Raw genomic sequence first — 11,529 nt, 5'->3', positions numbered from 1 at the left:
TGCGTGCCCGCCCCCATTCCCGCCCCCTTCCCCATGACCTCCCCTTCCCTTCACAGCGTCCCGGCCAAATACCGCCGCAGCGTCTCTTCGCAGCCGACCGACCACAGCGACCGCAGGGCATTGGCGAACGCCTGGCGGAAGGGCTCCGCCGTGCCGACCTCGCCATAGATGTCCGCCATCGCCAGCCAGGCCGCCGGGTCGTCCTTGGCCAGCCGCGCCTGCGCCTGGAGGCGGTCCCAGTTGGGATCGTTCGGCTCGATGTCCTGCCCCGCGTCGGTGGTGCCGAAGCAATAGCGGCACCACAGCGCCGATTCCAGGGCCAGCCCGCCAACCCCCGCCCCTGCCCCTGCCCCCGCCGCCAGCCGGTCGGCGATCGACGGGATGATGAATTTCGGCTGCCGGTTGGAGCCGTCGAGGCAGAGCCGGCGCACGGTGTCGCCGATCTTGGGGTTGGCGAAGCGGCGCTCGATCAGGTGGTAGTAGTCGACGAGGTCGGTGTCCGGCACCGGCGGCAGCACCGGGATGATCTCCTCGCGCTCCACCTTGTCGAGGAAGGCGCGGACCAGCGGGTGTGCCATCGCCTCATGGACGAAATGGATGCCGAGCAGGCCGGCGGGATAGGCGATCGTCGCGTGGCCGCCGTTGAGGATGCGGATCTTCATGTGCTCGTAGGGCGACACGTCGGGGACGAACCGCACCCCGACCCGCTCCAGCGCCGGCCGGCCGGCCGGGAAATGGTCCTCCAGCACCCATTGCTTGAAGCCCTCGCAGAACACCGGCCATGCGTCCTCGATGGCGAAACTGTCGGCGAGCAGGCGCCGTTCGCGGTCGGTGGTGGCCGGGGTGATGCGGTCGACCATGCCGTTGGGAAAGGCGACCTCGGCCTCGATCCAGTCGGCCAGCGCCGGGTCGCCGAGCCGGGCGACGCCGACCACGGCGTTGCGGGTGACGACGCCGTTGTGGGGGATGTTGTCGCAGGACATCACGGTGAAGGGCGGGATGCCGGCGGCCTTCCGGCGGGCCAGCCCGGCGGCGATCAGGCCGAACACCGTCTTCGGCTCCTGCGGCCGCGCGCCGTCGGCGGCGATGTCGGGGTGGGCCGGGTTGAACAGGCCGGTCGCCGGGTCGATGAAGTAGCCGCCTTCCGTGATGGTCAGCGAGACGATGCGGATGGCCGGGTCGGCCAGCCGGGCGATCGTCGCCACGGCGTCGCCCGGCGGCAGGAACTCGGTCATCGGCCCGATGACGCGCGCGGTGCTGGCGTCGGCCTCCTGCTCCACCACCGTGGTCAGGAAATCCTGGGCCGCCAGCGTCCGCCGCATCGCCTCGTCCGACGGCAGCACCCCGGCGCCGGCGATGGCCCAGTCGAGGTCCTGGCCGGTGTCGAACAGCGCATCGAGATAGACCGCCTGGTGGGCGCGGTGGAAATTGCCGACGCCGAAATGGACGATCCCGGCCGACAGCGCGGAGCGCGCGTAGGACGGCACCGCCGCCGCGCCGGCCGCGGCGATGGCGTCGAGCGTGCTGAGAGAGAGTTTGGTCGTCATGGGTCCAATCCGTCCCCTGTTGGGTCGCATCCGGTCGCGTCGCAGCGCAGGACCGTCAGCTCATCCAGTTGCCGCCGTCGACGTTGTAGGTCTGCGCGACGATGTAGTCGGCCTCGTCCGACGCCAGGAACACCGCCATTCCGGTCAGATCCTGCGCGGTGCCCATCCGCCCGAAGGGGACGGATTCGGCGACCAGCCGCTTCTTCTCGCCCAGCGGGCGGTTCTCGTAGCGGGCGAACAGCGCGTCGACGCCGTCCCAATGCTCGCCGTCGACGACGCCGGGGGCGATGGCGTTCACGTTGATGCCGTGGGCGATCAGGTTCAGGCCGGCGGACTGGGTCAGGCTGATGACCGCCGCCTTGGTCGCGCAATAGACCGCCACCAGCGGCTCGCCGCGCCGCCCGGCCTGGCTCGCCATGTTGATGATCTTGCCGCCGGTGCCGCGGGCGATCATCGAGCGGGCGACCGCCTGCAGGGTGAACAGCGTGCCGGCGACGTTGACGGCGAACAGCCGGTCGAAACTCTCCCGCGTGATGTCGGCGATCGGCGCCAGATCGAACAGGGCGGCGTTGTTGATCAGGATGTCGATGCCGCCAAGCCGCGTTTCGACCTCGCGCACCGCCGCGTCGATCGACTCCTGCCGCGTCACGTCGAGAGGAACGGCGATGGCGCCGCCGCCGATCGCCGCCGCGGCCTGCTCCGCCCCGGCGAGGTTGAGGTCGCCGATCGCCACCCGCGCGCCCTCCTGGGTGTAGCGTTCGGCGAAGGCGCGGCCGATGCCGCGCGCCGCACCGGTGATCAGTGCGGTCTTTCCGGCCAGTCGTGCCATCACAGCGCCTCCCCATGCTCGTTGAACCGGTGCAGCTTGTCGGGTGCCGGCGTCAGCCAGACGTGATCGCCGTAATGGACGGGAAACTCGCCGCCCGCCCGCACGGTCAGGACCCCGACGCCCTCGACGTCGACATGGAGGAAGGTGTCCGACCCCAGATGCTCGGACACGCGGACGGTGCCCTTCCACACGCCGCCGTCGAGCGAGAGCGCCAGATGCTCCGGCCGGACGCCGATGGCCGCGGCGCCGTGGCGGGCCGCCTCGGCGCCGTCGATCAGGTTCATCTTGGGCGAGCCGATGAAGCCGGCGACGAAGCGGTTCCGCGGCTTGCGGTAGAGGTCGAGCGGCGAGCCGACCTGCTCGATCCTCCCGCGGTTCAGCACCACGATCTTGTCGGCCATGGTCATCGCCTCGACCTGATCGTGGGTCACGTAGATCATGGTGGTTTTCAGCTGGTGGTGCAGTTCGCTGATCTCCAGCCGCATCGCCACCCGCAGCGCCGCGTCGAGGTTGGACAGCGGCTCGTCGAACAGGAAGGCTTCCGGCTCGCGCACGATGGCCCGGCCGATCGCCACGCGCTGGCGCTGGCCGCCGGAGAGCTGGCCGGGGCGCCGGTCCAGATAGTCGGTCAGGTTCAGCGCCTTCGCCGCGCCGCGCACCTTGGCGTCGATGACGGTCCGGTCGATGCCCGCCATCCGCAGGGGGAAGGCGATGTTCTTGTAGACGCTCATGTGCGGGTACAGCGCGTAGGACTGGAACACCATCGCCAGCCCGCGCTGGGCCGGCGCGTTGCGCGTCACGTCGGCGCCGTCGATCAGGATCTGGCCGGAGGAGACGTCCTCCAGCCCAGCGATCAGCCGCAGCAGGGTGGATTTGCCGCAGCCGGACGGGCCGACGAAGACGACGAACTCACCATCCTCGACGACGAGGTCCAGGGACGGGATGACGGTCAGCTCACCAAAGGACTTGGTGACCTTGGCCAAGTGAATGCTTCCCATTGTCGTTATCCTTGTACGCGGCCCGACCAGGATCGGGCCGCTGCGTTCATACGCCACGCAGGCTTCGCGCCATCCGGCGCGCGCCCGCCGTCGCGGGCGATACCGGACCGTTCCGGCTCCGGTATCATTTGACCGCGCCGAAGGTCAGGCCGCGCACGAGCTGGCGTTGCGAGAACCAGCCGAGGACCAGGATGGGCGCGATCGCCAGCGTCGAGGCGGCGGACAGCTTGGCCCAGAACAGGCCCTCCGGGCTGGAGTAGGACGCGATGAAGGCGGTGAGCGGCGCCGCGTTGGAGGTGGTGAGGTTGAGCGTCCAGAACGCTTCGTTCCACGACAGGATGATGTTCAGCAGCGTGGTCGAGGCGATGCCGGGAACCGCCATCGGCGCCAGGACGAAGACGATCTCCTTGCCGAGCGACGCGCCGTCCATCCGGGCCGCCTCCAGGATCTCGCCCGGAATCTCGCGGAAATAGGTGTAGAGCATCCAGACGATCAGCGGCAGGTCGATCAGCGTCAGCACGCCGACCAGCCCCACCCGCGTGTCGAGCAGGCCGCTGTCGCGGAACAGGATGTAGAGCGGCACCAGGACGCCCACCGCCGGCATCATCTTGGTGGACAGCATCCACATCAGGATGTCCTTGGTCCGCTTTCCCGGGGCGAAGGCCATCGCCCAGGCCGCCGGCACCGCGAACAGCAGGCCGAGCGCGGTCGAGCCGAACGAGATCACCACCGAGTTCATCATGTGCAGGAAGTAGTCGGAGCGGTGCTGCACCTCGGTGTAGTTCTCGGTGGTCCAGTCGAAGGCCAGGAAGGACGGCGGGTTGGCGATCGCCTCGCCTTCGGTCTTGAAGCTGGTCAGCACGGTCCACAGGATCGGGAAGAACACCAGGAAGCCGACCGTCCAGCCGATGACGGTAAGCAGGGCTTTCCGGCGTGTCGTTACGGCGCGGGCCATGGGGCTCTCCTATCGGTCCAGGTTCTTGCCGATGAGGCGGATCAGGAAGACGGCGACGATGTTGGCGAGGACCACCGCGACGATCCCGCCGGCCGACGCCCCGCCGACGTCGAACTGCAGCAGCGCCTGGCTGTAGACCAGATAGACGATGTTGGTGGTCGCGGTGCCCGGTCCGCCGCCGGTCGTCACCAGGATTTCGGCGAAGACCCCCAGCAGGAAGATCGTCTCGATCAGGATGACCACGGTGATCGGCCGGGCCAGATGCGGCAGCACGAGGTGGATGAAGCGGCCGACGACGCCGGCCCCGTCCATCTCCGCCGCCTCCTGCTGCTCGGTGTCGAGCGATTGCAGCGCCGTCAGCAGGATCAGCGTCGCGAAGGGCAGCCATTGCCAAGCGACGATGAGGATGATCGACAGCAGCGGGACGTCCGCCAGCCAGTCGATCGGCTCGACCCCCAGCGTCCGGGCGATCCAGGCGAAGACGCCGTAGACCGGATTCATCAGCATGTTCTTCCACACCAGCGCCGACACGGTCGGCATGACGAAGAACGGCGCGATCACCAGCAGGCGGACGATGCCCCGGCCCCAGAAGGGCTGGTCGAGCATCAGCGCCAGGCACAGCCCGCCGACGACGGTGATCGCCAGCACGCCGCCGACCAGCAGCAGCGTGTTGGTCAGCGCGTCGCCGAAGGCCGGGTCGGTGAGGAAATAGGTGTAGTTGAGAAGCCCGGTCCACCCATGCTCGTCCGGGGACAGAAGATTGTAGCGCTGAAAGGAGAAATAGAGCGTCATCGCCAACGGCACGATCATCCAGGCGAAGAGTACGATCACGCTGGGTGCCATCATCAGGCGCGCCGACGCACGGGTGTGCAGGGTCGCCATCGGGCCTCTCCTCCGATTTGTTTTTATTCTTGAAGGGGCCGGTCTGTCTTTGCAGCCGGCCGGGTCCCGCCCGTCGTCCATCGACGGGCGGGAGCGCGCAAAGCGGGCCGCGCCTACTTGTGGTAGCCCGCCTTGACCATCTCGCGCTCGGTCAGCTTCTGCGCGTTCGCCAGCGCGTCGTCGACCGAGGTCTTGCCGGCCAGCGCCGCCGAGAACTGCTGCCCGACCGCGGTGCCGATGCCCTGGAATTCGGGGATCGCCACGAACTGGACGCCGACATAGGGGACCGGCTTCACCGCCGGGTGCAGCGGGTCGGCGGCGTTGATCGAGTCCAGCGTCATCTTGGCGAAGGGCAGCTTGGCGTATTCCGGGTTGGCGTAGAGCGACGTCCGCGTGCCCGGCGGGACGTTGGCCCAGCCCTCCTTCGCCGCCACCAGATCCAGGTAGGGCTTGCCGGTCGCCCAGGCGATGAAGGTCTCCGCCGCCGCGGTCTTGGTCGACCCGGCCGGGATCGCCAGCGACCACGCCCACAGCCAGTTGGAGCGCTTGCCGAGCCCGTTGTCGGGCGCCAGGGCGAAGCCGACGCTGTCGGCGACCTTCGATTCCTTGGGGTTGGACACGAACGAGGCGGCGACGGTGGCGTCGATCCACATCCCGCATTTGCCGGACTGGAACAGCGCCAGATTCTCGTTGAAGCCGTTCGACGACGCGCCCGGAGGACCGGCGTCCTTCATCAGGCCGACGTAGAAACCGAGCGCCTTCTTCCACTCCGGCTGGTCGAACTGGGCACGCCATTTTTCATCAAACCAGCGCGCGCCGAACGAGTTGGCCATCGCCGACAGGAACGCCATGTTCTCGCCCCAGCCGGCCTTGCCGCGCAGGCAGATGCCGTAGACGCCGTTCGCCTTGTCGGTCATCTTGCGCGCCGCGTCGGCGACGAAGTCCCAGCTCGGCGCGTCCGGCATCGTCAGGCCGGCCTTCTGCATCAGGTCCTTGCGGTACATGACCATCGAGCTTTCGCCGTAGAACGGCGCCGCGTAGAGCTTGCCGTCCTGGGTCAGGCCGTTGCGGATCGGCGGCAGGATGTCGTTGACGTCATAGTCGGCGCCGAGATGGTCCAGCGCCACCAGCCAACCCTTCTTCGCCCAGATCGGAACCTCGTAGGTGCCGATGGTGAGGACGTCGTACTGGCCGCCCTTCGCCGCGATGTCGGTGGTCACCTTCTGGCGAAGCGCGTTTTCCTCCAGCGTGACCCATTTCACGTCGATGTCGGGGTGCTTGGCCTTGAAGTCGTCGGTCAGCCGTTGCATCCGCACCATGTCGCCGTTGTTGACCGTGGCGATGGTCAGCGTTTCCGCATGGGCCGACAGCGCGAGCGAGACGAAGGCGCTGACGCCCAGACACAGGGTTTTCAGGTTCATTGTTTTTCCTCCCAGTGCGACGGGCGTGAGTAAATGCCATCGCTGTTGGCAATTACTCAGCGACCGGCACGGGATGTCAATGGCGATTCGTCGCTGCGCTGCAGCAGCGCAACGGAACCCGCTCCAGGAACTATGAATGAAATCAGTTAGTTGGTCAGCGCTTCCGCCGTCTTCTCGTCGGTGATAAGACCATTGATCAGGTGCCCCCGCAACGCCGCGCGGATGCTGCCCAATTTGCGCTCACCCTTGGCGACCGCGATCACCAGCGAGGACTCCCGCGCCGGAATCGCCGCGCTGGCGACGCGGTCGTTGGTCAGCCCGTCGATCAGGCAGCCTTGCGCATCGAACGCCCAGCCGACGATCTCGCCGACCGCGCCGGCCTTCTGCAACGCCTCCAGATCGCCGCGCGAGATGAAGCCGTCGACGTAGAGCGGCGCGTCCGGCCCGAGGTCGCCGATCCCCAGGAACGTCACCCGCGCCTGCGCCGCGAGCGCCAGGGTGGAGCGGATCATCACCTGGGCGTGCAGGGTTTCCCGCTCCTGGTGCGACGACGACAGCACCGGCAGCGGCATGGGAAAGGCGCGGACGTTGAGCAGATCCGCCATGGTGAACACGACGTTGTAATAGGCGGCCGAGCCGTCCGGCGCGACGTTGCCGGTCAGCGACACCACCTTGTGGTGGGAGCAGTCGATCCGCGGCAACTGTTCGACGGACGCCTTCAGCGTGCGTCCGGTGCCCATCGCGATCACCACCGGATCGGGCTGCCGCAGCCATTTTTCGATCTCCACCGCCGCCGCCTGGGCGACGCCGAGCGTGGTGGAGGTGGAGGCCGGGTCGGTCGGCGTCACCTCGCAATAGCCGATGCCGAAGCGGTCGCGCAGCCGTTTGGCGAGGTCCAGGCAGCGGGCGATCGGGTGGTCGATGCGGACCTTCACCAGCCCCTCGGTGGTGGCGAGCGACACCAGCCGTTGCGCCGACTGGCGCGACACCCCGAGCTTCAGCGCGATCTGGTCCTGGGTGTTTCCCGCCACGTAATAAAGCCAGGCCGCGCGCGCCGCGTCGTCCAGCTTGCCACCTCCCGCCGACATCGTCCCTACCGCCTTCTGTGACCCTGGTCGTCCGTGGCGCCGAGCATAACATCTTCCCGGGGTGAACCAAGGCCATGGTGGGGCGGCCCGCGTCGCCGCGCGGCGGCCGCTTCCGCATTCCTGCACAACCGATGCGCAAAGTTTCGGGTCGCCCCAAAGGGCCGCGCGGGTCCACATGGTGTCAAACAATCCCGTGGGAGGACAATAGGATGACCACCGAACTTCAGCACCTGATCGGCGGCAAGCTGGTTTCCGGGACGTCGGGCCGTTTCAGCGACGTCTTCTCGCCGATGACCGGCGAGGTGCGCGCCCGCGTGCCGCTGGCCAGCGCCGAGGAGATGCGCGGTGCGGTGGAGAACGCCAAGGCCGCCCAGCGCGGTTGGGGCGCCATGAACCCGCAGCGGCGCGCCCGCGTGCTGATGCGCTTCCTCGACCTCGTGCAGCGCGACTATGACGAGCTGGCGCTGCTGCTGTCGCTGGAGCATGGCAAGACCATCATCGACGCCAAGGGCGACATCCAGCGCGGGCTGGAGGTGGTGGAGTTCGCCTGCGGCATCCCGCACCTGCTGAAGGGCGAGTTCACCGACGGCGCCGGCCCCGGCATCGACATCTATTCGATGCGCCAGCCGCTGGGCGTCGTCGCCGGCATCACGCCGTTCAACTTCCCGGCCATGATCCCGATGTGGAAGTTCGCCCCGGCCATCGCCTGCGGCAACGCCTTCATCCTCAAGCCGTCGGAGCGCACGCCGGGCGTGCCGCTGAAGCTGGCCGAGCTGATGCTGGAAGCCGGCCTGCCGGCGGGCGTGCTGAACGTCGTCCACGGCGACAAGGTGGCGGTCGACGCCATCCTGGACGACCGCGACATCAAGGCGGTGGGCTTCGTCGGCTCCACCCCGATCGCCGAATACATCTACAACCGCGGCTGCGCCAACGGCAAGCGCGTGCAGTGCTTCGGCGGCGCCAAGAACCACGCGCTGGTGATGCCCGACGCCGACCTCGACCAAGCGACCGACGCGCTGATCGGCGCCGGCTATGGCGCGGCGGGCGAGCGCTGCATGGCGATCTCCGTCGTCGTGCCGGTCGGCCGGAAGACCGCCGACGCCCTGATGGAGCGGCTGATCCCGCGGGTGGAAAACCTGAAGGTCGGCCCGTCGACCGACAGCAGCGCCGATTTCGGTCCGCTGGTGACGCGTGAGCATCTGGAGAAGGTGAAGTCCTACGTCGACCTCGGCGTCAAGGAAGGCGCCAAGCTGGCGGTCGATGGCCGCGACTTCACACTGCAGGGCTACGAGAACGGCTATTACATGGGCGGCTGCCTGTTCGACGAGGTCAAGCCGGACATGCGCATCTACAAGGAGGAGATCTTCGGCCCGGTGCTCTCCGTCGTCCGTGCCGACTCTTACGAAGAGGCGCTGGCCCTGCCGAACGACCACGAGTACGGCAACGGCGTCGCCATCTTCACCCGCGACGGCGACGCCGCCCGCGACTTCGCCTCCCGCGTCGATGTCGGCATGGTCGGCATCAACGTGCCGATCCCGGTTCCGCTCGCCTACTACACCTTCGGCGGCTGGAAGCGTTCGGGCTTCGGCGACCTGAACCAGCACGGGCCGGATTCGGTGCGCTTCTACACCAAGACCAAGACCGTCACCTCGCGCTGGCCCTCGGGCGTCAAGGACGGCGCCAGCTTCGTCATCCCGACCATGGATTGATGGGCTAACATATCCCCTCACCCCCCGACGCGCGCTTCGCTCGCGTCGGGGGGTGAGGGTGATTTGGAGGAAGGTGACGCATGTCCTTTGAACTGACCGAAGACCAGGTCGCCATCCGCGACATGGCGCTGTCCTTCGCCCGCGACGAGTTGGCGCCCAACGCCGTCGCCTGGGACCAGGCGAAGCATTTCCCCGTCGACACGTTGCGCGCCGCCGGCGACCTCGGCATGGGCGGCATCTATGTGTCGGAAGACCATGGCGGCTCGGCGCTGTCGCGCTTCGACGCCGTGGTGATCTTCGAGGCGCTGAGCCAGGGCTGCCCGACCATCGCCTCCTACATCTCGATCCACAACATGGTGGCCGGGATGGTGGACAATTTCGGCAACGACGAACAGAAGGCCCACTGGCTGCCGAAGCTCTGCCGGATGGAATGGCTGGCGAGCTATTGCCTGACCGAGGCGAACGCCGGTTCCGACGCGGCCGCCCTGCGCACCAAGGCCGTGCGCGACGGCGACGGCTACGTGCTGAACGGCGCCAAGCAGTTCATTTCTGGCGCCGGCAGCTCCGACCTTTACCTCGTCATGGCCCGCACCGGCCAGGACGGCCCCGGCGGCATCAGCGCCTTCCTGGTGCCCAAGGACACGCCCGGCCTGTCCTTCGGCGCCAACGAGCACAAGATGGGCTGGAACGCCCAGCCGACCCGCGCCGTCATCCTGGAGGACGCCCGTGTCCCGGCCTCCGCCCTGCTGGGTGACGAGGGGATGGGCTTCAAGTTCGCCATGAAGGGGCTGGACGGCGGCCGCATCAACATCGCCGCCTGCTCGATCGGCGGTGCCCAGGCGGCGCTGGACAAGGCGCTGACCTACATGTCGGAGCGCAAGGCGTTCGGCCAGACGCTCGACCGCTTCCAGGCGCTGCAGTTCCGGATCGCCGACATGGCGACCGAGCTGGAGGCCGCCCGCACCTTCGTCCACCGCGCCGCCGCGGCGCTGGACGCCAAGAACAAGGACGCGACGCGGCTGTGCGCCATGGCCAAGCGCTTCGCCACCGACACCGGCTTCGAGGTGGCGAACAACGCGCTGCAGCTGTTCGGCGGCTACGGCTATCTGGCCGACTACGGCGTCGAGAAGATCGTCCGCGACCTGCGGGTCCACCAGATCCTGGAAGGCACCAACGAGATCATGCGCCTGATCGTCTCGCGCAGCGAGATCGGGCGGATGGGCTGACGGCAAACCACAAAAACCAAAACAACGGGAGACGCGACCATGGCGGTCATCGGTTTCATCGGTCTCGGCAACATGGGCGGCCCGATGGCCGCCAACCTCGTGAAGGCCGGGCATCAGGTCCACGGCTTCGATCTGGTGCCGGCGGCGATCGACGCGGCCACGGCGGCCGGCGTCACCATCGCCCCCTCCCCCGCCGCCGTCGCCGCGGCGGCCGAGGTGGTCATCACCATGCTGCCGGGCGGCAAACATGTGCTGGGCGTCTATGGCGACATCGTTCCGGCGGTGAAGCCGGGCGCGCTGCTGATCGACTGTTCCACCATCGACGTGGAGTCCGCCCGCAAGGCGCACGCGCTGGCGGCGGAGCGGGGCGCGGCGTCGCTCGACGCGCCGGTGTCGGGCGGTGTCGGCGGGGCGTCGGCCGGCACGCTGACCTTCATGGCCGGCGGCGAGGCCGAGGCGTTCGAGCGCGCCCGCCCGATCCTGGAGGCGATGGGCAAGAAGATCGTCCATTGCGGCGGCGCCGGCGCCGGTCAGGCGGCGAAGATCTGCAACAACATGATCCTCGGCATCTCGATGATCGGTGTCTGCGAGGCCTTCGTCCTGGCGGAAAAGCTCGGGCTGTCGCACCAGGCGCTGTACGACGTGTCGTCGACCTCGTCGGGCCAGTGCTGGTCGCTGACCAGCTATTGCCCGGTGCCCGGCCCGGTGCCGGCCAGCCCGGCCAACCGCGACTACCAGCCGGGCTTCGCCGCCGCGCTGATGCTGAAGGACCTGAAGCTGGCCCAGGAAGCGGCGCAGGGCGCCGGCGCCCCGACCCCGCTGGGGGCCGCGGCGGCGCAGCTCTACGCGATGATGAACGCGCAAGGCCAGGGCG

General features: G+C 68.3%; 10 protein-coding genes. 3 read left to right on the top strand and 7 right to left on the bottom strand.

The genetic code is table 11. From position 1 onward, the window contains the following. Positions 1 to 50: 50 nt before the first annotated feature. From TSO352_RS26280 to TSO352_RS26250, 7 genes are all read right to left on the bottom strand, one after another. Positions 51 to 1,547 carry a mannitol dehydrogenase family protein gene (locus tag TSO352_RS26280; RefSeq protein ID WP_109110057.1) on the bottom strand — a complete coding sequence of 499 codons (1,497 nt, stop codon included), beginning with the start codon at positions 1,545 to 1,547 and terminating at the stop codon, positions 51 to 53. A gap of 55 nt (positions 1,548 to 1,602) precedes the next feature. After that, positions 1,603 to 2,376: an L-iditol 2-dehydrogenase gene (locus tag TSO352_RS26275; RefSeq protein WP_109110056.1), complete on the bottom strand. Its 774-nt coding sequence runs from the start codon at positions 2,374 to 2,376 to the stop codon at positions 1,603 to 1,605. Next, the gene (locus TSO352_RS26270; protein WP_109110055.1) at positions 2,376 to 3,374 is read right to left on the bottom strand and encodes an ABC transporter ATP-binding protein; all 999 of its coding nucleotides are present in this window, start codon (positions 3,372 to 3,374) and stop codon (positions 2,376 to 2,378) included. The genes TSO352_RS26275 and TSO352_RS26270 overlap by 1 nt, the downstream gene beginning before the upstream one ends. Positions 3,375 to 3,498: 124 nt before the next feature. Beyond that, complete coding sequence (locus tag TSO352_RS26265; RefSeq protein WP_109110054.1) at positions 3,499 to 4,329, bottom strand: carbohydrate ABC transporter permease; 831 nt, start codon at positions 4,327 to 4,329, stop codon at positions 3,499 to 3,501. 9 nt (positions 4,330 to 4,338) lie between these two features. Then, entirely contained in the window at positions 4,339 to 5,211 is an 873-nt protein-coding gene (locus TSO352_RS26260; RefSeq protein WP_109110053.1) for a sugar ABC transporter permease, read from the bottom strand. 113 nt (positions 5,212 to 5,324) lie between these two features. Next, a complete protein-coding gene (locus TSO352_RS26255) occupies positions 5,325 to 6,632 on the bottom strand; it encodes a sugar ABC transporter substrate-binding protein (RefSeq protein WP_109110052.1) in 1,308 nt (435 codons plus the stop codon). Positions 6,633 to 6,778: 146 nt separating this feature from the next. Beyond that, positions 6,779 to 7,720, bottom strand: coding sequence for a sugar-binding transcriptional regulator (locus tag TSO352_RS26250; RefSeq protein WP_109110051.1), 942 nt, complete (start codon positions 7,718 to 7,720; stop codon positions 6,779 to 6,781). A gap of 209 nt (positions 7,721 to 7,929) precedes the next feature. Between TSO352_RS26250 and TSO352_RS26245 the strand changes: the two genes are divergently transcribed. The 3 genes from TSO352_RS26245 to mmsB form a co-directional block, all read left to right on the top strand. Next, positions 7,930 to 9,429: a CoA-acylating methylmalonate-semialdehyde dehydrogenase gene (locus tag TSO352_RS26245; protein ID WP_109110050.1), complete on the top strand. Its 1,500-nt coding sequence runs from the start codon at positions 7,930 to 7,932 to the stop codon at positions 9,427 to 9,429. A gap of 80 nt (positions 9,430 to 9,509) precedes the next feature. Further along, on the top strand, positions 9,510 to 10,655 hold the full coding sequence (locus tag TSO352_RS26240; protein ID WP_109110049.1) for an acyl-CoA dehydrogenase family protein: 1,146 nt from the start codon (positions 9,510 to 9,512) through the stop codon (positions 10,653 to 10,655). A 39-nt stretch (positions 10,656 to 10,694) separates the two neighbouring features. After that, the coding region (gene mmsB / locus TSO352_RS26235) for a 3-hydroxyisobutyrate dehydrogenase (RefSeq protein WP_109110884.1) at positions 10,695 to 11,529 on the top strand (835 nt) is incomplete at its 3' end.

This window comes from Azospirillum sp. TSO35-2, from assembly GCF_003116095.1.
GTDB lineage: Bacteria > Pseudomonadota > Alphaproteobacteria > Azospirillales > Azospirillaceae > Azospirillum.
Note: the sequence above shows the minus strand (reverse complement) of the source record. Positions and strands in the feature narration are given on the sequence as shown.

What these genes read in the sequence shown, in the direction of transcription:
- TSO352_RS26280 (WP_109110057.1), bottom strand. Translation starts at nt 1,547, where the DNA reads ATGACGACCAAACTCTCTCTCAGCACGCTCGACGCCATCGCCGCGGCC.
- TSO352_RS26275 (WP_109110056.1), bottom strand. Translation starts at nt 2,376, where the DNA reads ATGGCACGACTGGCCGGAAAGACCGCACTGATCACCGGTGCGGCGCGC.
- TSO352_RS26270 (WP_109110055.1), bottom strand. Translation starts at nt 3,374, where the DNA reads ATGGGAAGCATTCACTTGGCCAAGGTCACCAAGTCCTTTGGTGAGCTG.
- TSO352_RS26265 (WP_109110054.1), bottom strand. Translation starts at nt 4,329, where the DNA reads ATGGCCCGCGCCGTAACGACACGCCGGAAAGCCCTGCTTACCGTCATC.
- TSO352_RS26260 (WP_109110053.1), bottom strand. Translation starts at nt 5,211, where the DNA reads ATGGCGACCCTGCACACCCGTGCGTCGGCGCGCCTGATGATGGCACCC.
- TSO352_RS26255 (WP_109110052.1), bottom strand. Translation starts at nt 6,632, where the DNA reads ATGAACCTGAAAACCCTGTGTCTGGGCGTCAGCGCCTTCGTCTCGCTC.
- TSO352_RS26250 (WP_109110051.1), bottom strand. Translation starts at nt 7,720, where the DNA reads ATGTCGGCGGGAGGTGGCAAGCTGGACGACGCGGCGCGCGCGGCCTGG.
- TSO352_RS26245 (WP_109110050.1), top strand. Translation starts at nt 7,930, where the DNA reads ATGACCACCGAACTTCAGCACCTGATCGGCGGCAAGCTGGTTTCCGGG.
- TSO352_RS26240 (WP_109110049.1), top strand. Translation starts at nt 9,510, where the DNA reads ATGTCCTTTGAACTGACCGAAGACCAGGTCGCCATCCGCGACATGGCG.